The sequence below is a fragment of the Mesobacterium hydrothermale genome (genome assembly GCF_035818635.1).
Classification (GTDB): Bacteria; Pseudomonadota; Alphaproteobacteria; order Rhodobacterales; family Rhodobacteraceae; genus Mesobacterium_A; species Mesobacterium_A hydrothermale.
Genome location: NZ_JAYLLH010000003.1, coordinates 18137 through 43597 on the forward strand (window position 1 = coordinate 18137; position 25461 = coordinate 43597).

The 25461-nt window shown below is 63.5% G+C and carries 26 protein-coding genes; 14 read left to right on the forward strand and 12 right to left on the reverse strand.

The features are described from left to right. Positions 1 to 31 precede the first annotated feature (31 nt). The 4 genes from gluQRS to VK792_RS02920 form a co-directional block, all read right to left on the reverse strand. Positions 32 to 949, reverse strand: a complete 918-nt coding sequence (gene gluQRS / locus VK792_RS02905) for a tRNA glutamyl-Q(34) synthetase GluQRS (protein WP_326295847.1) — start codon at positions 947 to 949, stop codon at positions 32 to 34. Further along, positions 946 to 1560 carry a class I SAM-dependent DNA methyltransferase gene (locus VK792_RS02910; RefSeq protein ID WP_326295848.1) on the reverse strand — a complete coding sequence of 205 codons (615 nt, stop codon included), beginning with the start codon at positions 1558 to 1560 and terminating at the stop codon, positions 946 to 948. Before VK792_RS02910 ends, gluQRS begins: the two co-directional genes overlap by 4 nt. 12 nt (positions 1561 to 1572) lie before the next feature. Next, positions 1573 to 2922: a methylenetetrahydrofolate--tRNA-(uracil(54)-C(5))-methyltransferase (FADH(2)-oxidizing) TrmFO gene (gene trmFO, locus VK792_RS02915; protein WP_326295849.1), complete on the reverse strand. Its 1350-nt coding sequence runs from the start codon at positions 2920 to 2922 to the stop codon at positions 1573 to 1575. Between the two features lie 168 nt (positions 2923 to 3090). Then, positions 3091 to 3876: an enoyl-CoA hydratase gene (locus tag VK792_RS02920; RefSeq protein WP_326295850.1), complete on the reverse strand. Its 786-nt coding sequence runs from the start codon at positions 3874 to 3876 to the stop codon at positions 3091 to 3093. A 57-nt stretch (positions 3877 to 3933) separates the two neighbouring features. On the opposite strand from VK792_RS02920, the gene VK792_RS02925 reads away from it, so the two are divergent. The 3 genes from VK792_RS02925 to preA all read left to right on the forward strand — a co-directional run bounded on the left by VK792_RS02925 (position 3934) and on the right by preA (position 7515). Next, entirely contained in the window at positions 3934 to 4356 is a 423-nt protein-coding gene (locus VK792_RS02925) for a PaaI family thioesterase (RefSeq protein WP_326295851.1), read from the forward strand. Positions 4357 to 4846: 490 nt separating this feature from the next. Next, on the forward strand, positions 4847 to 6184 hold the full coding sequence (locus tag VK792_RS02930; protein WP_326295852.1) for an NAD(P)-dependent oxidoreductase: 1338 nt from the start codon (positions 4847 to 4849) through the stop codon (positions 6182 to 6184). A 23-nt stretch (positions 6185 to 6207) separates the two neighbouring features. Continuing rightward, positions 6208 to 7515, forward strand: a complete 1308-nt coding sequence (preA, locus tag VK792_RS02935) for an NAD-dependent dihydropyrimidine dehydrogenase subunit PreA (protein ID WP_326295853.1) — start codon at positions 6208 to 6210, stop codon at positions 7513 to 7515. Between the two features lie 53 nt (positions 7516 to 7568). On the opposite strand, the gene VK792_RS02940 is transcribed toward preA, so the two are convergent. Together VK792_RS02940 and VK792_RS02945 are read right to left on the reverse strand one after the other, a co-directional pair. Further along, positions 7569 to 8771 (reverse strand): aminotransferase-like domain-containing protein, encoded by a 1203-nt coding sequence (locus VK792_RS02940; protein ID WP_326295854.1) that lies wholly within the window; start codon positions 8769 to 8771, stop codon positions 7569 to 7571. 80 nt (positions 8772 to 8851) lie between these two features. Next, a complete protein-coding gene (locus tag VK792_RS02945) occupies positions 8852 to 9457 on the reverse strand; it encodes a TetR family transcriptional regulator C-terminal domain-containing protein (RefSeq protein ID WP_326295855.1) in 606 nt (201 codons plus the stop codon). Between the two features lie 208 nt (positions 9458 to 9665). On the opposite strand from VK792_RS02945, the gene VK792_RS02950 reads away from it, so the two are divergent. The 8 genes from VK792_RS02950 (at position 9666) to VK792_RS02985 (ending at position 17369) form a co-directional block, all read left to right on the forward strand. Beyond that, positions 9666 to 10916 carry a Zn-dependent hydrolase gene (locus tag VK792_RS02950; protein WP_326295856.1) on the forward strand — a complete coding sequence of 417 codons (1251 nt, stop codon included), beginning with the start codon at positions 9666 to 9668 and terminating at the stop codon, positions 10914 to 10916. 91 nt (positions 10917 to 11007) lie between these two features. After that, positions 11008 to 12465, forward strand: coding sequence for a dihydropyrimidinase (gene hydA, locus VK792_RS02955; RefSeq protein ID WP_326295857.1), 1458 nt, complete (start codon positions 11008 to 11010; stop codon positions 12463 to 12465). 443 nt (positions 12466 to 12908) lie between these two features. Beyond that, complete coding sequence (locus VK792_RS02960) at positions 12909 to 13679, forward strand: ABC transporter ATP-binding protein (protein WP_326296061.1); 771 nt, start codon at positions 12909 to 12911, stop codon at positions 13677 to 13679. Further along, positions 13669 to 13932 carry a hypothetical protein gene (locus tag VK792_RS02965; protein WP_326295858.1) on the forward strand — a complete coding sequence of 88 codons (264 nt, stop codon included), beginning with the start codon at positions 13669 to 13671 and terminating at the stop codon, positions 13930 to 13932. Before VK792_RS02960 ends, VK792_RS02965 begins: the two co-directional genes overlap by 11 nt. After that, positions 13929 to 14861 carry an ABC transporter permease gene (locus VK792_RS02970; RefSeq protein WP_326295859.1) on the forward strand — a complete coding sequence of 311 codons (933 nt, stop codon included), beginning with the start codon at positions 13929 to 13931 and terminating at the stop codon, positions 14859 to 14861. Before VK792_RS02965 ends, VK792_RS02970 begins: the two co-directional genes overlap by 4 nt. Beyond that, entirely contained in the window at positions 14858 to 15703 is an 846-nt protein-coding gene (locus VK792_RS02975; RefSeq protein WP_326295860.1) for an ABC transporter permease, read from the forward strand. The genes VK792_RS02970 and VK792_RS02975 overlap by 4 nt, the downstream gene beginning before the upstream one ends. A gap of 46 nt (positions 15704 to 15749) precedes the next feature. Continuing rightward, the gene (locus VK792_RS02980) at positions 15750 to 16736 is read left to right on the forward strand and encodes an ABC transporter substrate-binding protein (RefSeq protein ID WP_326295861.1); all 987 of its coding nucleotides are present in this window, start codon (positions 15750 to 15752) and stop codon (positions 16734 to 16736) included. Positions 16737 to 16901: 165 nt separating this feature from the next. Then, on the forward strand, positions 16902 to 17369 hold the full coding sequence (locus VK792_RS02985; protein ID WP_326295862.1) for a DUF1203 domain-containing protein: 468 nt from the start codon (positions 16902 to 16904) through the stop codon (positions 17367 to 17369). Positions 17370 to 17377: 8 nt separating this feature from the next. Here VK792_RS02985 and VK792_RS02990 read toward each other — a convergent pair whose 3' ends face one another. Together VK792_RS02990 and VK792_RS02995 are read right to left on the reverse strand one after the other, a co-directional pair. Beyond that, a complete protein-coding gene (locus tag VK792_RS02990) occupies positions 17378 to 18664 on the reverse strand; it encodes a homoserine dehydrogenase (protein ID WP_326295863.1) in 1287 nt (428 codons plus the stop codon). A gap of 73 nt (positions 18665 to 18737) precedes the next feature. Beyond that, positions 18738 to 19022: a hypothetical protein gene (locus VK792_RS02995; RefSeq protein WP_326295864.1), complete on the reverse strand. Its 285-nt coding sequence runs from the start codon at positions 19020 to 19022 to the stop codon at positions 18738 to 18740. Between the two features lie 99 nt (positions 19023 to 19121). Here VK792_RS02995 and VK792_RS03000 point away from each other — a divergent pair, with 99 nt between their 5' ends. Both VK792_RS03000 and VK792_RS03005 read left to right on the forward strand, forming a co-directional pair. Further along, on the forward strand, positions 19122 to 19709 hold the full coding sequence (locus VK792_RS03000; RefSeq protein ID WP_326295865.1) for a TetR/AcrR family transcriptional regulator: 588 nt from the start codon (positions 19122 to 19124) through the stop codon (positions 19707 to 19709). Positions 19710 to 19780: 71 nt separating this feature from the next. Then, entirely contained in the window at positions 19781 to 20725 is a 945-nt protein-coding gene (locus VK792_RS03005) for an NAD(P)-dependent oxidoreductase (protein WP_326295866.1), read from the forward strand. A 44-nt stretch (positions 20726 to 20769) separates the two neighbouring features. Here VK792_RS03005 and VK792_RS03010 read toward each other — a convergent pair whose 3' ends face one another. Continuing rightward, positions 20770 to 21681: a pirin family protein gene (locus tag VK792_RS03010; protein ID WP_326295867.1), complete on the reverse strand. Its 912-nt coding sequence runs from the start codon at positions 21679 to 21681 to the stop codon at positions 20770 to 20772. A 176-nt stretch (positions 21682 to 21857) separates the two neighbouring features. Between VK792_RS03010 and VK792_RS03015 the strand changes: the two genes are divergently transcribed. Beyond that, positions 21858 to 22325, forward strand: a complete 468-nt coding sequence (locus VK792_RS03015; RefSeq protein WP_326295868.1) for a hypothetical protein — start codon at positions 21858 to 21860, stop codon at positions 22323 to 22325. Positions 22326 to 22398: 73 nt separating this feature from the next. Here VK792_RS03015 and VK792_RS03020 read toward each other — a convergent pair whose 3' ends face one another. Genes VK792_RS03020 through VK792_RS03030 form a run of 3 tightly spaced genes read right to left on the reverse strand, consistent with a single transcriptional unit; the run spans position 22399 to position 25248 of the window. After that, on the reverse strand, positions 22399 to 23154 hold the full coding sequence (locus VK792_RS03020) for a TadE/TadG family type IV pilus assembly protein (RefSeq protein ID WP_326295869.1): 756 nt from the start codon (positions 23152 to 23154) through the stop codon (positions 22399 to 22401). Between the two features lie 16 nt (positions 23155 to 23170). Beyond that, positions 23171 to 23686 (reverse strand): TadE/TadG family type IV pilus assembly protein, encoded by a 516-nt coding sequence (locus tag VK792_RS03025; protein ID WP_326295870.1) that lies wholly within the window; start codon positions 23684 to 23686, stop codon positions 23171 to 23173. Positions 23687 to 23703: 17 nt separating this feature from the next. Continuing rightward, complete coding sequence (locus VK792_RS03030) at positions 23704 to 25248, reverse strand: Tad domain-containing protein (protein WP_326295871.1); 1545 nt, start codon at positions 25246 to 25248, stop codon at positions 23704 to 23706. Between the last annotated feature and the right edge of the window lie 213 nt (positions 25249 to 25461).

Below are 25461 nucleotides of genomic sequence, written 5' to 3' on the forward strand. Positions count from 1 at the left end.
GGGGGCCTTGGTGCCGGGGTCAGCGCTGTTGTCAGCGCAGCGGCAACCCTACGATCCGCCGGATGTCGTTCGGGCTTGCCCCGTCACGCCGGAACAAGGCAATCGCGCGCGCATCGTCGCGCTTTGCCAGCCGTTTGCCGGCCGCATCGCGGATCAGTCGGTGGTGGTGATAAATCGGTCGCGGCACCCCCAGAAGCCGTTGCAAGACGACATGGATCCGTGTCGCATCGAACAGGTCGGCGCCGCGCACCACGTGGGTTATGCCCTGCGCCGCGTCATCCAGAACGACAGACAGATGGTAGGAGCCAGGAAAATCGCGCCGTGACAGCACAACGTCGCCCACCCGGGTTTCCAGCCAGCGGCTGTCGGTTTCGATGACCCCGGTTTCGCCGTTGGGGCCGCGCCCGGTTTCGACAAAACGCACGATCGAGCGGACGCCTTCTGGTGTGTCGGTCACCGCCTCACTGGCGGCCATCACCGCAAGGCGCATGTTCAGACGCAGCGCCACACCTGACGGGCGGGACTGCATCGAAAACGGCTCGCGCTTGGGCGTGCGGCACGTGCCCGGGTACACCACCCCATCCGGCCCGAACACCGGGTCGCCCCCTTCTTGCGGCGCGCTGGCGGCCGCAATGATATCGCGCCGGGTGCAGGTGCAGGGAAACAACAGATCGCGCTGCCAAAGCGCGTCCAATGCGGCCTCGTAGGCCGGCAGCCGGTCGGATTGACGCATCACTGGCCCGTCCCAGTCCACCCCCAGCCAGCGCAGGTCGTCGTATATCTGCGCCTCCCACTCAGGCTTGCTGCGCTGGCGGTCGATATCCTCGATCCGCAGCAGGAAGGTGCCGCCCTCGGCCCGGGCCATGTCATGCGCCAGAAGGGCGGAAAAGGCATGGCCAAGGTGTAGCGACCCAGTTGGTGACGGGGCAAAGCGGGTGGTGAAGCTCACGTCTTTTCAATTACATAGACGTTTGCCCCCAGCCCGATCCCCGGCAAGTGCGGGCCGTGTTCGCGAAACCGCTCTACCGCCGCGCCACTGCGCAGCCAGCCGTCGACGACCGCAGCATAGCTGGGGTCCTCCAGGGTGTGATCGTTGAAGGAAAACGCCAGTAGCCCGCCCGGGGCAAGGCAGTCCAGAAGCTGCGCCAACACGCTGACAGGGGCCGCGCCGGATCCAATCACGCCAACCGCAGCAATCGCGCCATAAGTCCCAGGATCAACCGGCGGCGGGGCGTCCCCGGCCACGATGGCCAGATGACGGTACAGGTGCTTGGCGCGTGCCTGCTCCAGCATCTCGGGGGACAGGTCCATCCCGTCGATCACAGAAAAACCCTGCAACCGCAGCGCCAGCCCGCCCAGACCGGTGCCACAGCCATAGTCCAGCAGCGGCCGGGACTTGTCGGCGATCAGCCCGGCCAGCGCCGCCGCGATCCGTCCCGGCGTGGCATAGCCGTTCTCACCAATCTCGGCCTCGTAGCTGGCCGACCAGTCGTCATAGATCGCGCGGGTCTCATCGACCCCGCTGACCGTATAGACCTTGCTCAGGAACTTCTCTGCCATGCCGGCAGTAAATCACGCTGTCCGCTGTGCGTCCAGCCACGCCGACCACGCTGCCTTGGCGCGGTCGGTATAGGCCTTGTAGCGGTCCTTGCGCCCGCGCCGCCCGCCTTTCAGCCCGTCGACCGGGCGGAACAGCCCGAAGTTCACATTCATCGGCTGAAAGGTCTTCGCTTCGGCGCCGCCGGTGATGTGGTGGATCAGCGCGCCATGGGCGCTGTCCTGCGGCACCTCGGGCAGGGGCGTGCCCAGCAGTTCCGCAGCCGCCATCCGCCCAGCCAGCAGCCCCATTGCGGAACTTTCGACATAACCCTCGACCCCGGTGATCTGACCGGCGAAGCGGATGTTCGGTCTGGACCGCAGTCGCATTTGTGCATCCAGCAGCGTCGGCGAATTCAGGAAGGTATTGCGGTGAATCCCACCCAGCCGGGCGAACCGCGCCTCTGCCAGCCCGGGGATCATGCGGAACACATCCGCCTGCGCACCGTATTTCATCTTGGTCTGAAAACCGACGATGTTGAACAACGTGCCAAGCGCGTTGTCACGGCGCAATTGCACCACCGCATGGGGTTTCACGTCCGGCTGATGCGGGTTCGTCAGCCCCACGGGTTTCATCGGCCCATGCCGCAGCGTTTCGCGGCCGCGCTCTGCCATCACCTCGATCGGCAGACAGCCGTCGAAATAGCCCGCGGTCTCACCTTCGTGGAACTCGGTCTTGTCGGCGGCCAGCAGCGCGTCGATGAAAGCCTCGTACTGGTCGCGGTCCATCGGGCAGTTGACGTAGGCCTTCTGCTCGTCCTCGGTCTCGCCCTTGTCATAGCGCGACTGCAGCCAGGCCTTTTCCATGTCGATGCTCTCGGCATAGACGATGGGCGCGATCGCGTCGAAAAACGCCAGCGCATCCGCCCCGGTTTCCGCTTGGATCGCCTGCCCCAGCCGGGCCGAGGTCAGCGGTCCTGTGGCAAAGATCCACTGTCCCTGGTCGGGCAATTCGGTCACTTCCTCGTGGCTGACACGGACAGTGTCCAACGCGGTCAACTTGGCCGTGATCGCATCGGCGAACGCCTCGCGATCCACCGCCAGGGCCCCCCCCGCCGGCAGGCGGTACTCTCCCGCGGTCGAGATGATCAGCCCGCCCGCCGCGCGCATTTCCCAATGCAGCAAGCCGACGGCGTTCTGCTCGTCGTCATCTGACCGGAACGAGTTGGAACAGACCATCTCGCCCAGTTTGCCGGTCTTGTGGGCAAAGGTTTCGACCTCGGGGCGCATCTCGTGCAGGACCACGTTCAGACCACGTTGCGCGGCCTGCCAGGCGGCCTCGGACCCGGCCATACCGCCGCCGACAATATGAAGCTCGTTTTTCATCCGCTCCCCATACTGTGCGCCGCAGACCTTGTCACGCGCCGCTCTCATCTCTTTGGTTTTGAAAATACCTCGGAGGTGTGGAGGCAGAGCCTTCTCAGCGCGCAAGGCGCGCTTCGCGCGGCGCAGCCGCGCCGGTCGGACCGGGCGCAGCCCGGTCCGAAACCGCTCTTACTGTTCCCACTCCGGCGGGCGCTTTTCCAGGAAGGCGGCGATGCCTTCCTCGGTGTCGCGGTACAGCATGTTCTGCACCATCACGTCGCCCGCATAGTCATACGCCTCTTCCATCGGCATCTGGATCTGGTTGTAGAACGCCTCCTTGCCGACCTTCACCGCCGCGCCCAGTTTTCCTGCCACGGTCTCGGCCAGCGCGTTGGTCGTCGCCGCCAGCATCTCGTGCGGCACCACCTTGTTCACCAGCCCCAGCGCCTCGGCACGGGTGGCGTCGATGAAATGGCCGGTGGTCAGCATCTCGAAGGCCATCTTGCGCGGGATGTTGCGCGACAGCGCCACCATCGGGGTCGAGCAGAACAGCCCGATGTTCACCCCGTTCACCCCGAACCGCGTGCCCTCGGCGGCAACCGCCATGTCACAACTGGCCACAAGCTGACAGCCCGCCGCCGTGGCGATGCCATGAACCTGCGCGATCACCGGCTGCGGCATCTTCTGGATCGACATCATCATTGCCGCGCAGCGGTCGAACAGGTCCTTGAAATAGGCCTTGCCACCGTCCTCGGCCTGCCGGCCCGCGGTCATCTGTTTCAGGTCGTGCCCGGCGCAGAACACCTTTCCCTCGCCCGACAGGATGACCGCGCGAATGCTGCGGTCGTCCTTCAGCGCGTCGAACTGGCCCTGCAACTCTGCCAGCATCTCGTCCGACAGCGCGTTCAGCCGTTCGGGCGCGTTCAGTTTCAGGTGGGCGATCGCGCCCGTGTCGTTACGTTCCAGAATTCCCATCTTGCCCTCCTCAAGCTTGCGCGCGACCTTAGCGCCCGGCAACAGGGGAGGGAAGCCGTGGCGCTGCAATTCACCATTCCGGAAATGACCGCCTATCTCGACAAGGTCTTTCCGCAGGTTCAGGGCATGTTCGGCATCGACCGGATGGACGAAGACCTGCTGATCATGCGTCTGCACAATGACGAACGTCACCTGCGCCCCGGCGGCACCGTCTCGGGGCCGGCCATGTTCTCTCTGGCCGATGTGGCGGCCTACGTCGCCACCATGGCGCGGATCGGGCCGCAGGCACTGACCGTGACTACCAATTGCGCGATCGATTTCATGCGCAAACCCGCGGCCGGTGTGGATCTGCTGGCCCACGCCCGGCTTCTGAAACTGGGCCGGGCGCTGAGCGTGACCGACGTGCTGTTGTATTCCGAAGGCAAGCCGGAACCGGTCGCGCGGGCCAACCTGACCTACTCGATCCCGCCCAAGGGCTGATCTTTCGACGACAAAGGGTGTTCGTTGACACACCCTTTTGCAGTGGACCCCGGAAGTGGATCGACGATGGCGGAACTTCGCCGGGTTCACCATTGCCGAGGTCGAAACCAGCGACACCATCGGCAAACAGACAGGTTCGAGGAAGCCCCGGGGGGAGCTGTTGATCAGCAACTGACCCTTTGAACCGGTCTTGAACGGGGTTCGAAAGGATCGTTGAGAGACGGGTTTTGAAGGTTTCGGCGGCGGGTCTGGTCAGGGGGCCTGATCGCCCGCCGCCGGAACCTTCCCGGGCACCGCTGAAAAAAGCGCGTTGCTGTAAAACGTTGTGTAAATCACTGCAAAAGATTTTGTCACGCTACACTAGGCGAAGAAATATGCCTAAAAATCAGGCAAGGGGGAAAATTTTGTCCTTCGGGTCAAAATTTACCAATTGATAAAATTTCAACTTGTGGCACCCTGCATCAAAACCAAGAACCCAACGGGAGCCGAAATGAACAGCCACCTGACCCCCGGGATCGTTTCCGGGCGCCTGAGCGCAGACGATATCGCCCGGAATTTCGAAGACCTGCATCCGCCCTATGATGCGCACGAAGCCGCCGTGGCGGCCGACCGGTGCTATTTCTGCCACGACGCGCCCTGCACCGTGGCCTGCCCGACCTCGATCGATATTCCGCTGTTCATCCGCCAGATCGCGACCGGCCAGCCCGAGGCGTCGGCGGTAACGATCCTTGAGCAGAACATCCTTGGCGGCATGTGCGCCCGTGTCTGCCCGACGGAAAACCTGTGTGAAGAGGCCTGCGTCCGCGAAACCGCCGAGGGCAAGCCGGTCGAGATCGGTCGCCTGCAACGTTATGCCACCGATGCGCTGATGGCGAAGGGCGTGCATCCCTTCACCCGCGCCGCCGACACGGGCAAGGCGGTTGCCGTGGTTGGCGCGGGGCCTGCGGGCCTGTCCTGCGCGCACCGCCTGGCGATGAAGGGCCACACCGTCGACCTTTACGATGCCAGGCCCAAGGCGGGCGGGCTGAACGAATATGGGATCGCGGCCTACAAGGCGGTCGACAACTTTGCCCAGGCCGAGGTTGACTGGCTGATGCAGATCGGCGGGATTACCCTGCATTCCGGCATGGCGCTGGGGGACGGGCTCTCGCTCGATGCGCTGCTGGCGTCGCACGATGCCGTGTTCCTGGGCGTGGGCCTGGGTGGGGTCAACGCCTTGTCGGCAGAAGGCGCCGACAAGGCGGGCGTTCTGGATGCGGTCGATTTCATCCGCGACCTGCGCCAGGCATCCGACCTGACAACCCTTCCAGTGGGCCGCAACGTGGTGGTCATTGGCGGCGGCATGACCGCCGTGGACGCCGCCGTTCAGGCCAAGCTGCTGGGGGCGGACAATGTGACCATCGCCTATCGACGCGGTCGCGACCGCATGGCGGCCAGCCGGTTTGAACAGGATCTGGCCGCGTCCAAGGGCGTGCGCCTGTTGTTCAACGTCCAGCCGGTGACGATCCACGGCAACGGCTCGGCTGTGGAAATCGAACTGGAGATCACGTCCGAGGATGGCGGCTCGCTGAAGGGCACCGGCGAAACCCTGCGCCTGCCCGTCGACCAGGTGTTCCGCGCCATCGGCCAGAGCCTGACCACCGATGCCGGCCTGAAGATCGAGGGCGGCAAGATTGCCGTGACCGGGGCCGGGGCCACATCCATGGCCAAGGTCTGGGCCGGGGGCGACTGCGCCAGCGGGGGCGACGACCTGACGGTGACCGCCGTCGCCGAAGGCCGCGACGCCGCCGAAGACATTCACGCCACCTTGATGGGGCAGGCGGGCTGAGCCCCGCGACGGAGGAACAAGACATGGCTGATCTGAAAACGAACTTCCTGGGCATCGAAAGCCCCAACCCGTTCTGGCTCGCCTCGGCCCCGCCGACCGACAAGGAATACAACGTCCGCCGCGCGTTCGATGCGGGCTGGGGCGGCGTGGTGTGGAAAACGCTGGGCTCCGAAGGACCGCCCGTGGTCAACGTCAACGGCCCGCGCTACGGCGTGATCCACGGCGCAGATCGCCGCGTTCTGGGCATCAACAACATCGAACTGATCACCGACCGTCCGCTTGAGGTGAACCTTGAAGAAATGGCGCGGGTCAAGGCGGACTACCCGGATCGGGCGTTGATCGCGTCGATCATGGTGCCCTGCGACGAGGCGAGTTGGAAAGCGATCCTCCCGAGGGTGGCCGAAACCGGTGCCGATGGCATCGAACTCAATTTCGGCTGCCCACATGGGATGAGCGAGCGCGGCATGGGCGCCGCCGTGGGCCAGGTGCCGGAATACATCGAAATGGTCACCCGCTGGTGCAAGGAATACTACGACAAGCCGGTGATCGTTAAACTGACCCCGAACATCACCGACATCCGCAAGCCGGCACTGGCGGCCAAGAACGGCGGGGCCGACGCGGTGTCGCTGATCAACACGATCAATTCGATCACCTCGGTCGATCTGGACATGCTCTGCCCGGAACCGACGATCGACGGCAAGGGCAGCCACGGTGGCTATTGTGGCCCGGCGGTGAAACCCATCGCGCTGAACATGGTGGCCGAAATCGCCCGCGATCCGGCCACGGCGGGCCTGCCGATTTCCGGCATCGGTGGCGTCACCACCTGGCGCGACGCGGCGGAATTCATGGTGTTGGGTGCGGGCAACGTGCAGGTCTGCACCGCCGCGATGACCTATGGCTTCAAGATCGTCGAGGAAATGAAGCGCGGCCTGTCACAGTGGATGGACGAAAAGGGCTATACCTCTGTCGACGATTTCGTCGGCAAGGCGGTGCCCAATGTCACCGACTGGCAGTACCTGAACCTGAATTACATCACCAAGGCCAGGATCGACCAGGAGGCCTGCATCAAGTGCGGCCGCTGCTATGCCGCCTGCGAGGACACCAGCCACCAGGCGATCTGGATGCACGAAGGCCGGGTTTTCGAAGTGAACGATGCCGAATGCGTCGCCTGCAACCTGTGCATCGACGTCTGCCCGGTGGAAAACTGCATCACCATGGAACGGGTCCAGCCCGGCCAGGTCGACCCGCGCACCGGCAAGGTGGTGCCCGAAGAGTATGGCAACTGGACCACGCATCCGAACAACCCGATGGCGGTGAAGGCGGCGGAATAACGTCGCGTCGACGGTAGGGAACAGGGCGGGCCGTCAGGCCCGCCTTTTTCGTGTCAGCCGCGCAAAAGCTGCCCCAGCCGTTTCATGCCGGCCTCGATCATCGCGGCATCGGCGCAGGAAAACGACAGCCGCAGGGTATTGCCGCCCGACCCGTCGGCATGGAACGCCCGCCCCGGCACAAAGGCCAGGTCGTGTTCCGCGATCGCCCGCGCCAGCAGGTCGGCAGCATCCATGCCCTTGGGCAGGGTCACCCAGACGAACATTCCGCCTTCGGGTCGGGTCCATGTCACGCCGCCGGGCATGTGCCGCGCAAGCGCGTCCAGCAGGGCGTCGCGGCGGCTGCGATAGGCGGCGCGGATCGTGTCGACATGGGTGTCGAAACAGGTCTCTGCCACCTTGTGAATGACCATCTGGTTGATCGTCGCGCTGTGCAGGTCGGCGGCCTGTTTCATCAGCACCAACTGCTGGATCACCGGCTGCGCCGCCACCACCCAGCCGACCCGCAGGCCCGGTGACAGGGTTTTCGAAAAACTGCCGCAATAGATCGTGCGGCAGGCATCCAGATCGCCCTTGCGCGCCAGTTCCAGCGCAAGGATCGGCGGCACCGCCTCTCCGTCATAGCGCAGCGACTGATAGGCCGCGTCTTCCAGCACGACGCAGTCCAGGTCTTCGGCCATGTCCAGCAGCGCCTCGCGCCCCGTCCGGTCCACGGTTTCGCCGGTCGGGTTCGCGAAATCCGATGACAGATAGGCGAATTTCACCCGACCGCCGGCCGCGTCCGCCGCCTGGGCATAGTCGCTGGCAGGCCGGTTGCCGCGCACGTCCAGCCGGTCGTACCGCGGCTCGTAGGCGTTGAACGCCCCCAGCGCGCCAAGATAGGTGGGCCAGTTCACCAGCGCGGTATCGCCCGGCGACAGGAACAGCTTGCCCAGATAGTCCAGCGCCTGTTGCGACCCCGAGGTGATCAGCACATGCGAGGCATCGCAGGGAATGCCGATCTTCGCCATCTGCCCGGCGATCCATTCGCGCAGCGGCAGAAACCCTTCGGACACGGAATATTGCAGCGCCTTCGAGGCGCTTTCAGCCATGATCTCGGCGTAAGCCTCGGCAAAGGCTTGAGCCGGGAACAGCTTGGCATCGGGGATGCCACCGGCAAAGGACAGTATGCCGGGACGGTCGAGCAGTTTCAGAAGTTCGCGGATTTCAGACGCTTTCATCCGCGCGGCGCGGGTGGCGAAATGTTGGGCAATCGACATAGGTGAGTCCTCCTCGACAGGAAACACTACGCCTTTCGCAATTTAAGTCAACAATATTGACCTATAAGCCCGAAGCGGTCCTAAACCGGCCGGAGCAGCTTGGTAAACATGGTGTTCAGAAACTGTTCCGCTTCGGCAAACGGATCGTGGCCAGGGCCCAGCACCGCGCGGACCTGCACGTCGAAATCGGCGTAGTGCTGCGTCATCGCCCAGATCGAGAAGATCAGGTGATGCGGATCGACACGCGCGATCCGCCCGGCATCGGCCCAACCACTTATGACGACAGCCTTTTCATCGACCAGTTCCTTCAGTTCCGTGCTCAGGTTTTCGGCGATCCGGGGTGCGCCTTGCAGGATCTCGTTGGCAAACAGCCGGCTTTCCTGCGGATAGTCCCGGCTCAGGTCCAGTTTGCGGCGGACATAGGCGAGGATTTCCTCGACCGGCTCCCCGCCTGCGTTCATCTCGCGCAGGGGATCGAGCCAGGTGTCCAGCAGCCCCTCCAGCAGTTCGACGTGAATCGATTCCTTGGACGGGAAATAATACAGAAGGTTGGGTTTCGACAGACCCGCCTGTTTCGCGATCTGGTCCAGTGTCGCGCCACGAAAACCGTATTGCGAAAACACCGCCAGCGCAGCCGTCAGGATGGTTTCTCGGTTGCGGCGCTGGATGCGTGTCTGTCCTGTCATCAGTTGTCTTTCCGTCTGCCCAAACTCTTTGCACCCGAATGAAAAGCGCTTGCCTGTTTCGTGACCATTTGCCGATACAGGTGGCGTTCTCCTTGACTGGGGTCGTTCACCTGCTAGCGTGCCTTTGACCGAATGGTCAAATCAAGACCCATCCGCAGGCACCCGTCGTTTTTTGGATGCCCGCGGAACGACATGCAAGGAGCCCGCGATGACCGCACCCGCCGCAAACCTGCGCATCAATCCCGACCGGCTGTGGGACAGCCTGATGGAGATGGCCAAGATCGGGCCCGGCATTGCCGGGGGCAACAACCGCCAGACCCTGACCGACGCAGATGCCGAAGGCCGCGCCCTGTTCCAGAAATGGTGCGAAGAGGCCGGCATGACCATGGGTGTCGACGAGATCGGCAACATGTTCGCCCGCCGCGACGGTACTGACCCGGACGCGTTGCCGGTCTATGTCGGCAGCCATCTGGATACCCAACCGACCGGCGGCAAGTATGACGGCGTGCTGGGGGTTCTGGGCGGGCTGGAACTGGTCCGCACGCTGAACGATCTGGGCATCAGGACCAAACACCCCATCGTCGTCACCAACTGGACGAACGAGGAAGGCACGCGGTTTGCCCCGGCCATGCTGGCCTCGGGCGTGTTCGCCGGCAAACATACGCTCGACTGGGCGCTCGACCGCGTCGATTCGGACGGCAAGCGGTTCGGCGACGAACTGGAGCGCATCGGCTGGAAAGGCTCCGAAAAGGTCGGCGACCGCAAGATGCATGCGATGTTCGAACTGCATATCGAACAAGGCCCCATCCTCGAGGCCGAGGGCAAGGATATCGGCGTCGTCACCCACGGGCAGGGCCTGCGCTGGATCGAATGCACCGTGACCGGCAAGGAAAGCCATACCGGATCGACGCCCATGCACATGCGCAAGAATGCGGGCCGGGGTTTGGCGCTGATCACCGAGCTGGTGCACGAGATCGCGATGAAGAACCAGCCCAACGCCGTGGGTGCCATCGGTCACATCGACGTCTATCCCAACAGCCGCAACATCATCCCCGGCAAAGTCGTTTTCACCGTCGACATGCGCACCCATCTGCTGGACAAGCTGAACGGCATGGTGGACGAACTGATGGAACGCGCGCCAGAGCTGTGCGAAGAGATCGGGGTGGCGTTTTCTTGCGAAATCGTTGGCCAGTTCGATCCGCCCGCTTTCGACGAGGGCTGCGTCAAAGCGATCCGCGATGCCGCCGAGCGCCTGGGCTACAGCCATATGGATATCGTGTCGGGCGCCGGCCACGATGCCTGCTGGATCAACGATCTTTACCCCACGGCCATGATCATGTGCCCCTGCGTCGACGGGCTGAGCCACAACGAGGCCGAGGAAATCAGCAAGGACTGGGCGGCGGCCGGGACCGACGTTCTGTTCCATGCCGTCGTGGAAACGGCGGGGATCGTGGCGTGATTGCCTGCAGCAAGCGGGGGCTCTGCCCCCGCACCCCCGGGATATTTTGAGCCAGAAGAAGACAAGACACCATTGCGGGAGCGTTGACACCATGCCCACCACAGTCATCAAGAACGGCACCGTCGTCACGGCGGACCTGACCTACAAGGCCGATGTGGCCATTGAAAACGGCGTGATTAGCGAGATCGGGCAGGGCCTGACGGGTGATACCGAACTCGATGCCACCGGCTGCTATGTCATGCCGGGCGGGATCGACCCGCACACGCACCTGGAAATGCCCTTCATGGGCACGTATTCCAGCGACGATTTCGACTCCGGTACCCGCGCGGCGCTGTCGGGCGGCACCACGATGGTGGTCGATTTCGCGCTGCCCGCGCCGGGGCAGGGCCTGTTCGACGCGCTGCAAATGTGGGACAACAAATCCACCCGCGCCAACTGCGACTATTCCTTCCACATGGCCGTCACCTGGTGGGGGGAGCAGGTGTTCAACGAGATGGAAGGCGTGGTGAAGGACCGCGGCATCAACACCTTCAAGCATTTCATGGCGTACAAAGGCGCGCTGATGGTGAACGATGACGAGATGTATGCGTCGTTCACGCGTCTGGCTGAACTGGGCGCGACTGCCATGGTCCATGCCGAAAACGGCGATGTGGTGGCGGAATTGACCGCCAAGCTGCTGGCCGAGGGCAACACCGGCCCCGAGGCGCATGCCTATTCGCGGCCCAGCCAGGTCGAAGGCGAGGCCACCAACCGCGCCATCATGATCGCCGACATGGCAGGTGTGCCGCTGTACGTGGTTCACACCAGCTGCGAAGAGGCGCATGAGGCCATCCGCCGTGCCAAGCAAAATGGCAAGCGGGTCTGGGGAGAGCCGTTGATCCAGCACCTGACGCTGGACGAAAGCGAATATTTCCACCCCGACTGGGACCACGCCGCGCGTCGCGTCATGTCGCCGCCCTTCCGCAACAAGAAGCACCAGGACAGCCTGTGGGCCGGCCTGCAATCGGGCACGCTGTCCTGCGTTGCCACCGATCACTGTGCCTTCACCACGGATCAGAAACGCTATGGTGTCGGCGATTTTTCCAAGATCCCCAACGGCACTGGCGGGCTGGAAGACCGGATGCCGATGCTGTGGACCCAGGGCGTCGCCACTGGCCGGCTGACACCGAACGAATTTGTCGCCGTTACCTCGACCAACATCGCCAAGATTCTGAACTGCTATCCGAAAAAAGGCGCGGTGCTGGTGGGCGCGGATGCCGATCTGGTGGTCTGGGATCCGGAGAAGGAAAAGACGATTTCCGCCAGTACCCAGCAATCGGCGATTGATTACAATGTTTTCGAAGGTCACCACGTCAAAGGCCTGCCGCGCTTCACCCTGACCCGTGGCCATCTCGCCGTGCATGACGGCGAGATCCGAACACAAGAGGGGCACGGCGAGTTCGTGAAGCGCGAGCCCAACGCCACCGTGAACAAGGCGCTGAGCCAGTGGAAAGACCTGACCGCCCCGCGCCCGGTGCAGCGCACGGGCATTCCTGTGACGGGGGTTTGAGTCAGAACATCGCGCCCCGGGCCTGTCCCGGGGCCCCTTTCTTTGGGCTGAAGAACCTATGGACCAGATCCGTTTCAGAACTTTCCTTGGCCAGCCCTGTTGGTGGTGCACCGGTTGTGGGACCGCCGCGCTTGTCTGGCCGATGGTCTGGCACGCCGCCTTCCCACGGACAATGCGGCCGGGGCCAACCGCCGCGGCATGGGCTCTGATGATCGCGATCGTTGGCGCGCTTTTGCCGTGGGGGTGGCGCGCTGTTCGGGTCGATCCCGACCGCATCTTGGGCGAGGCGCCGCAATGTGCATTTGTATCGGTCCTTGCCGGGCCACTGGTTTCGTGGTGCGACTACAATGACGGTTTCGAAGGAGGTGTTCGTGCGGGGTGAACAGGCGCAAGAAAAAAGAGCGGTATCCGCAGGGCATGCGCAGGGCAACGCTGAGCAGGTGGTGATCTCCGCCCGGAATCTCGACCTGACGTTCCAGACCAACGATGGCCCGGTCCATGCACTGAAAGGTGTGAACCTTGATATCGTCAAGGGGGATTTCGTCAGCTTCATCGGCCCGTCAGGCTGCGGCAAGACAACCTTTCTACGCTGTATTGCAGCGCTGGAAACGCCCACCGGGGGAACGCTGAGCGTCAACGGCATGACTGCGGATGAGGCCCGGCGCGCGCGCGCCTATGGCTATGTCTTCCAGGCGGCGGGGCTCTACCCCTGGCGCACGATTGCCAAGAACATTGCCCTGCCGCTGGAAATCATGGGCTATTCAAAGGCAGAGCAGGACGAGCGGATCGCCCGCGTGCTTGACCTTGTCGACCTCGGCGGCTTTGGCAAGAAATACCCCTGGCAACTTTCAGGAGGCATGCAGCAACGCGCAAGCATCGCCCGCGCGCTGGCCTTCGATGCCGATATCCTTTTGATGGACGAACCTTTTGGAGCGCTCGACGAAATCGTCCGCGACCACCTGAACGAACAGCTGCTCGCGCTCTGGGCGCGCACGGGCAAGACCATCGGCTTCGTTACCCATTCCATCCCCGAAGCGGTTTACCTGTCGACAAAGATCGTGGTGATGTCGCCGCGCCCGGGCCGGATCACCGATGTGATCGAAAGCCCGCTGCCGCGCGAACGCCCCCTGGATATCCGCGACACGCCGGAATTTCTGCAAATCGCCCATCGCGTCCGCGAAGGCCTGCGCGCGGGGCATGCCTATGATGACTGAGCGCCAGATGTCGGTGACGGCCCGCCGTCCGCTGGTGGCACAGCATCCGACGGGACCGGCCCCGGCTTGTTGTAAGGACAGGGGCACCCCTTTCACCTTTCACGGTCATCGGCTCTCCAGCCTGTACCGTGAGAAGAGAAGACAGCTCAAACCTTTCATCTTTCTTAAAATACTCAAAAAACTAAGCGTCGTGGCCAGCGCTGCGATTGAGTATTTGGAGAAAGATGAAAGCAGGATGGGGGTGCGGGCATGAGAAACCTGTTTCCGGTTCTGAGCGTGCTCGTGGCGATCGTTACGCTCTGGTATCTGGCCGTGGCGCCGATGAACATCCGTTCGAGCCTCGATCTGGCGGAGCGCGGCGGCGCCGTGGTTACGCCGGCAGGGGCGCGCGAGCGGCTGGAGGTGTCGGTCTGGTCGCTGATGCTGAAAAACCCCGAGCACATTGCCGGGGGCTATGCGCTGGACCGCCCGCGCCTGCCGACACCTGTGCAGGTCGGCCAGGAACTGTGGAAAACCACCGGCGCGATGGTTCTGAAAGGGCGGGCGATGTCGAAACGCTCGTTGATCTATCACGGCTGGATCACGCTTCAGGCGACGCTTTGGGGGTTTGCGCTGGGGACTGTTCTAGGCATGGCGGGAGCGGTGGCCATCACCTACAGCCGCGTTGTCGACATGAGTCTGATGCCCTGGGCGATCATCAGCCAGACCATTCCCATCGTTGCCCTGGCGCCGATGATCATCGTGGTGAGCAGCCAGCTGGGGATCGAGGGACGCACTGTGCCCAAGGCGATCATTTCCGCCTATCTGTGTTACTTCCCGGTGCTTGTCGGCATGGTGAAGGGGTTGCGGTCGCCTGCGGTTTCGCAGCTAGACCTGCTGCATACCTACAGCGCCACCGGCTTGCAGAGCTTCTTGAAACTGCGGTTGCCCTCCTCGGTGCCCTATCTTTTCACCTCGCTCAAGGTGGGGATAGCGGCGGCGCTGGTGGGGACCATCGTCGGGGAACTGCCGACCGGGGCGATTTCGGGCCTGGGCGCGCGGATCCTGATCGGGGACCAGTTCGGTACGCCGCTGGCGATCTGGGCGGCGCTTCTTGCCGCGGCCGTTCTGGCGGGGCTGTTGGTGACGCTGCTGGATATCCTGCAGCGGGTCACGCTGAAGCGTATGGGGATCCAGGCATGAGCGCGCTGACCCTTGCCCTTGTTTTCTGGCTGGGTGCCTGGGCGCTGAATGCCTGGCTGGCGCATTCGGCCTGGCGCGGCACTCTGGCGGTGCGCATCGCGGTTCCGGTCATTTTCGGTATCACCCTGCTGGTCCTGTGGGAGGGCCTGGTGCGCGGGCTTGACGTTTCCCCGGTGATCCTGCCACCACCATCGCAAGTTGCGCAGACCTTTGCCACATCGACCGGCACCTTGTGGGAGGATTTCACCCAGACCGTGATGAAGGGGGCGCTTTCGGGCTTCGTCATTGGCGCGCTGGCGGCCTTTGCCACCGCTGTCCTGATCGACCGCTCGACGTTCCTGACCCGGGGATTGCTGCCGATCGGGAATTTCGTCGCGGCACTGCCGATCGTCGGCATCGCCCCGATCCTTGTCAGCTGGTTCGGCTTTGACTGGCAGTCCAAGGCGGCCGTGGTCGTGGTGATGGTGTTTTTCCCGATCCTGGTGAACACGGTGCAGGGGCTGCGGGAAACCGATGCAATGCAGCGCGACCTGATGCGGACCTATGCCGCCGGGTACACCCAGACGCTGGTCAAGCTGCGCCTGCCCGCCGCGATGCCCTTCATCTTCAACGGGCTGAAGATCGCGACCACCCTGGCGCTGATCGGGGCGATTGTTGCCGAATATTTCGGCTCTCCGACCCGCGGCATGGGCTTTCGTATCTCGACCGGCGTCGGAAGCCTTTCCATCGACCTTGTCTGGGCTGAAATTGCCGTGGCGGCGATGGTCGGGACGGCATTCTATGGCATGGTTGCCTTGATAGAAAAGCGAGTGACCTTCTGGCATCCCTCGCACCGGCGTTGAGGCCGGGCAGACAAAATAACGACCAACAGAAACTGGAGGTAAGACAATGAAAAAGACACTGATGGGAACCGTGGCGGCACTTGGTCTGGCCGCGCCGGCCTGGGCGGCGGACGATGTCACGCTGCAACTGAAATGGGTGACCCAGGCCCAGTTCGCGGGCTATTACGTCGCGCTGGAAAACGGCTATTACGGCGACGAGGACCTGAACGTCACGATCAAGCCGGGTGGCCCGGACATCGCCCCGACGCAGGTTCTGGCCGGTGGTGGCGCCGATGTGACCGTCGACTGGATGCCGTCAGCGCTGTCGGCGCGCGAAAAGGGCCTGCCGATGGTCAACATCGCGCAGCCGTTCAAAAGCTCGGGCATGATGCTGACCTGCTGGAACGACGTGGGCATCACCGATCCCGCCAGCCTGGCCAACCGCACCCTGGGGGTCTGGTTCTTCGGCAACGAATTCCCGTTCATGAGCTGGATGAGCAAACTGGGGATTTCCACCGACGGCAAATCGGAAACCGGTGTCGAAGTGCTCAAGCAGGGCTTCAACGTCGATCCGCTGCTGCAACGTCAGGCCGACTGCATCAGCACCATGACCTATAACGAATACTGGCAGGTGATCGACGCGGGCGTCAGCCCCGATGACCTGATCACCTTCAAATACGAAGACCAGGGCGTCGCGACGCTGGAAGACGGGCTTTATGTGCTGGAGGAAAACCTGTCCGACCCCGCCTTCGAGGACAAGATGGTGCGGTTCGTGCGCGCGTCGATGAAAGGCTGGAAATGGGCCGAGGAAAACCCCGAAGACGCCGCCATGATCGTGCTGGAATATGACGAGACCGGCGCGCAGACTGAAAAGCACCAGATCCGCATGATGGGCGAGGTGGCCAAGCTGACCGCGGGTTCGAACGGCGCGCTGGACGTGGCCGATTACGAACGCACGGTTCAGACCCTGCTGTCAGGCGGCTCTGACCCGGTGATCACCATGGAACCCAAGGGCGCCTATACCCTGGCGATCACCGACAAGGCGCTTCAGTAAACGCAGCCCCGGGCAAGATCCGGAACGGCTGACCGGAAAAAGCATGGCCCCGGAGTCCGTCCGGGGCCATGTTCGTTTCGGGTTGGGACCAATGCGCAGGAACCGGGTCGCACGGTCAGGGGCAGGCGGCTACGGAACCGGGATCAGCACCCAAAGGGCCCAACCATGACCTTTCAGATCCATGCGCTTGATCAGCGCGATTTTGCCCACCTGTTCGACTTGCCCGAGACCGAATTGATCCGGCGCGGCATCCGCCGGGTCGTTGCCGATACCAACCCGGGCTATCCCTGCCGCGTCAGTCTTCAGGACGCGCAGATTGGCGAAGACCTGCTCTTGCTCAATCACCATCACCTGCGCAGCGACGGTCCCTATGACGGCCGGCACGCGATATATGTCCGCCGCAACGCGATCACATGCACGCCTGCCCCGGGCGATGTGCCGGAACAACTGTCGCGCCGCCTGTTGTCAGTGCGGGGGTTCGGTGCTGACCAGATGATGCGCGCGGCCGAGGTGGTTCAGGGCACAGGGCTTGCACAGACCCTGCACCGGCTGCTGGCCGATCCGTCGATAAGCTTTGTCGACATCCACAACGCCGGGCCGGGCTGTTATGCAGCCCGGGCGACGCGCGCCTAGTCGGCTTTTCAGACGTCCTCGATCCGCAGTGCCACCGGCTCGCCCGACAGCACGCCGGTGGCGGGCAGGGCGGCCAGCGCATCGTCCAGCGCGCTGCGCGTTGTCTTGTGCGTGACGATCAGCACAGGGGCGGTGTCGTCCTGGTGTCGGTACTGGCGCATCCGGTTGATCGAAATGCCTTTTTCGCCCAGAACGGTCGCGATCTTGGCCAGTGCGCCGGGTTTGTCCACCAGCGACATGCGCAGGTAATAGGGTGCAGGTGCGGTGGCCTTGGCCGCCTGCGCGGGCACAAGTGTCGATGCCGGCTGGCCGAAGGTCGAAATGTCGATGCCGCGCGCGATGTCCATCACGTCGCCCATCACCGCGCTGGCGGTCGGGCCTTCGCCCGCACCGGCACCGCGCATCACGATCTGGCCAACCTGGTCGCCTTCGATCACCACCATGTTGGTGCCACCGTCAAGTTGCCCCAGCGGCGACGTCGCCGGCACCAGGCAGGGCGTCATGCTTTGTTCAAGCCCGCGCCCGGTCATCCGGCACACACCCAGAAGCTTGATCTTGTAGCCCATGTCGGCGGCCTGGCGGATATCCTCGATGCTGACGCAGCCGATGCCTTCCAGTTCCACCGCGTCGAACGCGACTTGCGTGCCATAGGCGATCGCCGCCAGCAGCGACAGCTTGTGACCAGCGTCGATGCCGCCCACGTCAAGTTGCGGATCGGCCTCGAGATACCCCAGGCCATCGGCCTCGTCGAATGCCTCTTGATAGCTCAGCCCGCCGTTTTCCATCCGCGTCAGGATATAGTTGCAGGTGCCGTTCATCACGCCCATCACCCGCTGGATCTCGTTGCCGGCCAACCCTTCGGTCAGGGCCTTGATCACCGGAATGCCCCCGGCCACCGCCGCTTCGAACCGCAGCGCCCGGCCCTTGGCCTCGGCCAGTTCGGCCAGCGCCTGCCCGTGATGGGCCAGCATCGCCTTGTTGGCGGTGACAACGTGCTTGCCGGCGGCCAGCGCTGCTTCGGTCGCGGCCTTGGCCGGGCCGTCGCTGCCGCCCATCAGTTCGACGAAGACATCGACATCATCGCGCGTAGCCAGCGCGACGGGGTCGTCTTCCCAGGCATAGTCCTTCAGTGGCACGCCGCGATCCTTGTCGCGGTTGCGGGCCGATACCGCCGAAATCGTGATCGGGCGGCCAGACCGCGCCGCCAGCAGCGCGGCCTTCTGGCGGACGATCTTGATCACACCGGCACCAACGGTGCCCAGACCCGCAATCCCAAGGCGCAAGGGTTCGGTCATTCGGGGTCTCCTTCACAAGTCTGAGCGCGGGGCTTTTCGGCTGATCTAACGGCTTCGCCCGGGGCGTGCAATCTCAGAACGGGGATGCGACCCCTTGCGCCATGCGCGTACGGGTCGAACGGTCAACAACCGGGCGCCGCAACTGTGCGGCACGGTTTTTCAACGCCCGCAGCCGCCCGTCGATCCCCGCAGCCATGTCCGGCGTCGCCACCGGATCGGGCGCATTCAACAGCGCCTCCAGCGGCATCAGCTGCGGATAGGCGGTGGTGCGATGCGCCGACAACGTGTCGTCGCCCAGTTCCGGGAACTGGGTGCAGGCCGTCAGGGCGGACACAAACAACAAAGGCCAAAGGCGCATGGGGAAAATCCGGGCAGCTTGTCCCTGTCATGCCGCAAGGGGGCGGGCAGGGCAAGGTCCGGGCTTTGATCTGAACGAATGTTCAGTTATCACGGGGACATGGCAAGGACAGCAGGATCCCATTCCGACATCACAGGACCGCGCGTGCGCGACGCCGCGCTGCGTCTGTTCGCGCGCCATGGCTATGCCGCCGTGTCGATGCGCCAGATCGCGAAAGAGGTCGGCGTTCAGGCCGGCGCGCTTTACAACTACACCCCCGACAAGCAGACCCTTCTGTTTTCGCTGCTCAAGGGCCACATGGACGATCTGCTGGCCGCCCGCGCTGCGTTGCCCGCCGAACCCGACCCGGTCAAGGCGCTGGAAGGCTTCGTGAAATTCCACATCCGCTTTCACCTGGAACGGCCCGAGGCGGTGTTCATCTCTTATATGGAGCTGCGCAACCTCGAGCCCGCGAATTTCGAGTCCATCGAAACCCTGCGCCGGGCCTATGAACACGAACTGGAAACCATCCTGCGCAGCGGTGTCGATGCGGGCCTGTTCGATGCGCCCGAACCGCGCGTGACCGCCATGGCGGTGATTGCCATGCTGACCGGCGTCAACACCTGGTACCGCGCCAAGGGCCGACTGACCCTGGCCGAGGTCGAGACGATCTATTGGGACATGGTGCGCAAGGCGGTCGGACACTAACGCGATATGTCGCAAACGGCGCGGACAGCGCCGTTCCTCCCTGGCCAATCTGCCCCAAAAGGGAGGGTTTCATGAAAATTGGTTTCATCGGTCTGGGCGCGGTCGGCGGCAAGCTGGCCGGCAGCCTTGTGCGCAACGGCATCGACCTTGCGGTCCACGATCTGGATGCGGCGCGCGTCGCGGAGTTCACCGCAAAAGGCGCCACCCATATCGACGGCGCGGCGGCGATGATGGCGGCCTGCGACGTGGTCATCACCTCACTGCCCAGCCCGGCGATTTCAGAATCGGTGCTGGCAGAGATGCTGCCGCAGATGGGGCCCGGCAAGACCTGGGTCGAAATGTCGACGACCGATCCCAAGGGCATCGTCGATCAGGCCACCCGCGTTGCCCAAACCGGTGCCGCGCTGGTCGAGGCACCGGTCTCGGGCGGGTGTCATCGCGCCGCCACCGGCAATATCGCGATTCTTGCCGGGGCGGATCGGGCCGATTTCGAACGGGTGCTGCCGCTGCTGACGATCATGGGGCGCAAGATCCTGCACACCGGGGCGATCGGCACCGCCAGCACGCTCAAGGTGATGACGAACTACCTCGCCACCGCAAACCTGCTGACCCTGTGCGAAGCGCTGACGGTGATGAAGGCCGCCGGCATGGACCTTGCCACCACCTACGAAGCGATCCTGCATTCGTCGGGCAATTCCTTTGTCCATGAAACCGAAAGCCAGCTGATCCTGTCGGGCAACCGCGACGTGGATTTCACCATGGATCTGGTGCTGAAGGACGTGGGCCTGTTCCAGGCGCTGGCCGACACCCACGGCGTGCCGCTGGAACTGTCGCCGATGATCATCGACATGATGCGCGACGGACAGGCGCGCTATGGCGACCGCGCCCAGTCGGACCGGATGATCGAACGGCTGGAAGAAGCCACCGGCCTGAGCATCCAGGCCGCGGGCTTTCCCACCGAACTGGTCGATGACGAACCCGAAGGCCGGGGGGCCGAGGTTTTCGTCAAACGCTGACCCCCGCCGAAAAAGACCCCGGCGCAGCCGCCGGGGTCCGCTGGTCAATGCGCGGGCTTGATGAAGGTGCCGTTGCGCAATTCGCGCATCGCCTGCCGCAGTTCTTCCTGCGTGTTCATCACGATCGGCCCGTGCCAGGCCACCGGTTCCTGGATCGGCGCCCCGGAAATCAGCAGAAACCGGATGCCCTCGGGCCCGGCCTGCACCGTCACCTCATCGCCTGTGCCGAACCGGATCAGCGTGCGGTTGCCGGACAGGTCACGAATGTTGACCTCTTCGCCGCGCACCTCTTTTTCCAGCAGCACGCCCTCGGGGGCGGAGGCATCGGCAAAGGCCCCGACGCCTTCGAACACATAGGCAAAGGCGCGGCGATAGGTGTCGACCGGGAAGGTCTTTTTCACACCCGCCGGCACGAAGATATCCAGGTATTGCGGATCGGCGGCGATGCCGTCGACCGGGCCGGTCTTGCCCCAGAACGACCCCACGATGACCTTCACCCGGGTGCCGTCATCGTCGATGATTTCCGGAATGTCCTTGCCCTGCACATCCTGATAGCGCGGCGCGGTCATCTTCAGCGATGACGGCAGGTTGGCCCACAGCTGGAACCCGTGCATCTGGCCCTGCGCGTTCCCCTTGGGCATTTCCTGGTGCAGGATGCCCGATCCGGCGGTCATCCACTGCACGTCGCCCGCACCCAGCGTGCCGACGTTGCCCAGGCTGTCGCCATGGTCCACCGTGCCGTTCAGCACATAGGTGATGGTTTCGATGCCGCGATGCGGGTGCCACGGAAACCCGCGTTCGAAATGCGACGGGATATCGTTGCGGAAATCGTCGAACAGCAGGAACGGGTCCAGCTCGCTCGGGTCGTGAAAGCCGAAAGCGCGGTGCAGGTGCACGCCTGCGCCTTCCATCGTCGCCTGCGCCTTGCGGGTCTCGATCGTCGGTCTGAGGGACATGATGGGCTCCTCTCGTCCAGTCTCTGTGTGGAAAACAGCTAGGGTCACCGGGCGTGCTCGGCAATTGCCGCCTGCGGTCAATTCCTGTGCGGCGGCGCACAGTGGGGCTACCCTTGGCGCCGCATCTGGGCTAAGCCCGCGCGGTGACACAGACAGAAACCGCAAGGGGGGAACGCATGTCGGAAGAGGTCCTGGCCGTTGTGAAGGCGTCGCAACCGCGCCGGGTGTTCGGCGTGACGATGATGGGGGGGCTGGGTGTCCTGCTTCTTTACCTTGCGCTGTTCACCCTGCCGGAATTTCACTGGCGCCTGTTCCTGCTCGCCGTGGCCGTGGGGGCGCTCTACATGGCGGTGGCAATGTGGCGCGCGACTGAATCGTTCCTTGAACTGACTGCCACGGAACTGCGGGATATCGACGGCACCGTGGTGGCACGGGTCGATGATATCGACGTGGTCGAACGCGGCGCATTCGCGATGAAGCCGTCCAACGGGTTCGTCATCAAGACCAGAACGGCGCAGCCCCGCGTCTGGCGTCCTGGCCTGTGGTGGCGGTTGGGCAAGCGCATCGCCATCGGCGGCGTGACGCCCGGGGCGCAAAGCAAGGTCATGGCCGACACTCTCGCCCTGCTGATCGCCAGCAAGTAACAGAAAAGACAGCCGAAACAGCAAAAAGGGCCGGGGATCAACCCGGCCCTTTCCCGTTTCTGTCTGTCCGGCCTCAGATGTTGCCACCCGGCGGTGTCGGCGGCGGCGGCGGCGGCGGCGGTGGAGGCGGCGGCGGCGGTGGAGGCGGCGGCGGCGGCGGCGGTGGGGCCGGCGGCGGCGGCGGAGGAGGCGGCGGAGGAGGCGGAGGCGGTGGTGGCGGCGGCGGCGGATCCACCGGCGGCGGGTTGCCGTTGCAATCACAGATCAGCGTCGGCGCGTAGCGCGGACGGGTGAAGGAATAGGTGGTGATGTCGAAATCATCCAGACCGATGCCGAACACCGGCTCGTGCCGGTCCCAGGTCTCGACCATGATCACGCGGTCGCCATCGGGCATGATCGGCAGGCGGTCGCGATAGTTCGCGCGCAGCTGACCGTTGTTCAGCGGGCTCGGCCCCATCCGGCCCTGGGACCATTCGACAAAGTAATTGCCGTTGTTCCCGTTGCCGTTGCCATTCCCGGTCTGGCGCCACTGCACCACGGTGATGCGGATCTTGCTGTCTTCGCCCTGCGTATGCGTCAGGACGCGGTACAGCTTCATCACGTTGTTCAGATAGATATGGTCGACCGCATCGGTTTCCCGAGAGATCATGTCGCCAATCGTATAGTTCGCCTTCTGGCTGATGCTTTGCTGGCGATAGGCGTCGAAGAACACGAAAAGGGTGCCGAAAAGCGTGAAAATCACCGGAAGCGCGATGAGCGCCTCGATGGTGACATATCCACGCTCATCAAGATGGAACCCCCGGAACTTCTTTGATATTTTTCTTATCATTGCTCGTTACCTCAACTCAGTCCGGTTCCTGTACGAACGAAGAGTTCGATACCAGGGCGACATAGCCGTCGCCATCGGTCCGCATCGCGCCGCCCAGGTAACCTGCGGGCGAAAACGGATCATACTTGTAACAGGCGCGCAGCAGCATCACGTCATTGGCTTCGCCGACGTCATAGTTGCGTTGCGGGGTGGCCTGCCGCGCGACGTTCACGCAGTCGGCCTTGGCGTCGGGTTCACGCCAGTTGTCCATATGCAGCAGGATCATTTCCAGTTGCAGCTTGGAATTGCATTCGGGCAGCACGCCGGCGTGATCGCAGATCATCCGCTTCAGCTGCGCGTGGGTATAGGTGGTGCCGGTGCCCAGGCGCACGTCCCGGACCGTCTGATCCAGCGCCCGCTCAAGAGAGCTGTGGCGCAGCGTCATCGTCCCCATTTCGATGGTCGAGACCATGATCATGATGAACAGTGGCGCCCAAAGGGCAAAGGGCACCACCATAGAGCCGTCTTCACTACGCCTGAACTTTTTAAACATGACGCCCACCATTCGTGTCATTGGGTCAATCTGACTTGCTTGATCGACCGGCCGATCGCCGCGAAGATCGAAGAAAGGTCCGTGCCGTCAGCCTCGAAGTAATGCGCACTGGACGAAGCACACTGCCGCATCACCTGTTCACCGTGGCTCGTGGTTTCGAACGCGATCGTCCAGACTGTGATATTTTGCGCCTTTGCGGCGTCGCAGGCCTGCTGCAACAGCCAGTCGCCCTGACCTTGGCTGTATTTCTGCTGGTACCAGTCGCCCCAGCTGAACGGGTCGAGCACGAAATTCACCAGAAAATACCAAAAGTTCTGACCAGACCAGGTGCTTGCGGTGATGCCATCGCCGTTGGTGTCCCAGACGGCCAAGGGGTCGGGGTCGAACGGGGTGTTGTTGCCCGAGCCGGCGTCGCAATCGGGGTGACCGTCCTTCCACCATTCGTCGCCGGAACAGCTATAGACGTTTTCCATGCCCCCGGTCTCGGCCGCACCATTGGCGACCATGGCTTCAACGTCGGCCAGCGATGCCACGATCGGATCATAGCGGTCGCTGCTGATCCGGTACGATTCGCCGTTTTCGCCGTCTGTCATCAGAACGATGTGTTTCATCGTGTCTTCGCGGCCATAGTTCATCGGACGGTCGCGGAATGCGTTCGGAACGATGCCGTCATCGGCCAGGTCGCGCACCAGCGGGCGGGCGGACGGATCCAGCAGGGCGACGCCCCATTTCATGCCCAGAAAGATCGACGTCCCGGCCTGCGGCACAAAGGCGTTGATCTGATCGACCAGCGCCTGGTGATCGTTCGACAGCGGCGTGACCTCGGCCCAGTCTGCGTTCGGGCAAACCGGCGTGTCCAGGTCGTTGAGTGACCCGAAAAGGTTCCACTGATAGGCCTGCGCCTGGTCATAGGTGCGGTTCAGGTCCAGATCGGCCTGGCGCACCTCGTTGTCCGGCATTTCGATGCAGAACGAAAACGGGTGTTCCCAATCCACGTTCATGTGCCGCGCGACCTCAAGGCCGACGCTGACATGTTCCGAATAGGGCACCAGCGACACGGAAACCGCATCCGGATAGGTGTCATCCATGACGGTGTCCAGGAACACTTCGGCCGCGTCCTGCAAGTTCGGCAGGCGGTTGTTGAACCCCATCGAGGCCGAGATATCGAGAACGAGGGAGATCTCGACGTTGCGCGCCTGCTGCTCGGCTGTGCCGCTCGCGTCGATTTCGAAATGGTCGACCCCGATGAATTGAGAGAAATTGGCCGCAAGCGTGTCGTTGGCCACGGCAGAGACACGTCTGAAGTTCACGCCAGACCGGTCATCGACCGACACCAGCGTGTCCGCGATCCCCATCTTGGCGAAATAGTCTTCGACGACTTCTTCGCCGCCCAGTTCGTTGTCCAGTGCCGCGCCGGCCAGGACAGCCCGGTCCAGCGTCGCCTGGATTCGCGTCCGCTTCAGCTCGGCATGGATCATGTCGATCCCGATGCCGCCGAAGGCCATCATGATCATGATTGTCGCCAGCGCCATGTGGGTCATGCTACCGGATTCCTCGCGCAAGAAAGCGGACGCGCTGTTGCGCAACCTGCCTTTCAAACGGGTCGCCAGACGGCAGCTGCCGGCGACAGAAGTTTCGGTTACATTTGTCATCCCGTACCTTTCGCCGGGCCTACCGGCTCAACCTTCTCACCTTGAACACACACATAGCGATGGACGTATTTATGACGGGCCAACGTGGCGAAAGTTGGGCAGCAGGACCGGGGATTCGTCTTA

Coding starts and splice junctions, on each gene's coding strand:
- VK792_RS02965 (WP_326295858.1), top strand. CDS start 13,669: ATGATGACTGAGCGCCAGATGTCGGTGACGGCCCGCCGTCCGCTGGTG.
- VK792_RS02910 (WP_326295848.1), bottom strand. CDS start 1,560: ATGGCAGAGAAGTTCCTGAGCAAGGTCTATACGGTCAGCGGGGTCGAT.
- VK792_RS02975 (WP_326295860.1), top strand. CDS start 14,858: ATGAGCGCGCTGACCCTTGCCCTTGTTTTCTGGCTGGGTGCCTGGGCG.
- VK792_RS02995 (WP_326295864.1), bottom strand. CDS start 19,022: ATGCGCCTTTGGCCTTTGTTGTTTGTGTCCGCCCTGACGGCCTGCACC.
- VK792_RS02950 (WP_326295856.1), top strand. CDS start 9,666: ATGACCGCACCCGCCGCAAACCTGCGCATCAATCCCGACCGGCTGTGG.
- VK792_RS02930 (WP_326295852.1), top strand. CDS start 4,847: ATGAACAGCCACCTGACCCCCGGGATCGTTTCCGGGCGCCTGAGCGCA.
- VK792_RS03010 (WP_326295867.1), bottom strand. CDS start 21,681: ATGTCCCTCAGACCGACGATCGAGACCCGCAAGGCGCAGGCGACGATG.
- VK792_RS02990 (WP_326295863.1), bottom strand. CDS start 18,664: ATGACCGAACCCTTGCGCCTTGGGATTGCGGGTCTGGGCACCGTTGGT.
- VK792_RS02945 (WP_326295855.1), bottom strand. CDS start 9,457: ATGACAGGACAGACACGCATCCAGCGCCGCAACCGAGAAACCATCCTG.
- VK792_RS02920 (WP_326295850.1), bottom strand. CDS start 3,876: ATGGGAATTCTGGAACGTAACGACACGGGCGCGATCGCCCACCTGAAA.
- VK792_RS03015 (WP_326295868.1), top strand. CDS start 21,858: ATGTCGGAAGAGGTCCTGGCCGTTGTGAAGGCGTCGCAACCGCGCCGG.
- VK792_RS03025 (WP_326295870.1), bottom strand. CDS start 23,686: ATGTTTAAAAAGTTCAGGCGTAGTGAAGACGGCTCTATGGTGGTGCCC.
- VK792_RS02980 (WP_326295861.1), top strand. CDS start 15,750: ATGAAAAAGACACTGATGGGAACCGTGGCGGCACTTGGTCTGGCCGCG.
- VK792_RS03005 (WP_326295866.1), top strand. CDS start 19,781: ATGAAAATTGGTTTCATCGGTCTGGGCGCGGTCGGCGGCAAGCTGGCC.
- VK792_RS02970 (WP_326295859.1), top strand. CDS start 13,929: ATGAGAAACCTGTTTCCGGTTCTGAGCGTGCTCGTGGCGATCGTTACG.
- VK792_RS03000 (WP_326295865.1), top strand. CDS start 19,122: ATGGCAAGGACAGCAGGATCCCATTCCGACATCACAGGACCGCGCGTG.
- VK792_RS02940 (WP_326295854.1), bottom strand. CDS start 8,771: ATGTCGATTGCCCAACATTTCGCCACCCGCGCCGCGCGGATGAAAGCG.
- trmFO (WP_326295849.1), bottom strand. CDS start 2,922: ATGAAAAACGAGCTTCATATTGTCGGCGGCGGTATGGCCGGGTCCGAG.
- hydA (WP_326295857.1), top strand. CDS start 11,008: ATGCCCACCACAGTCATCAAGAACGGCACCGTCGTCACGGCGGACCTG.
- VK792_RS02985 (WP_326295862.1), top strand. CDS start 16,902: ATGACCTTTCAGATCCATGCGCTTGATCAGCGCGATTTTGCCCACCTG.
- preA (WP_326295853.1), top strand. CDS start 6,208: ATGGCTGATCTGAAAACGAACTTCCTGGGCATCGAAAGCCCCAACCCG.
- VK792_RS03020 (WP_326295869.1), bottom strand. CDS start 23,154: ATGATAAGAAAAATATCAAAGAAGTTCCGGGGGTTCCATCTTGATGAG.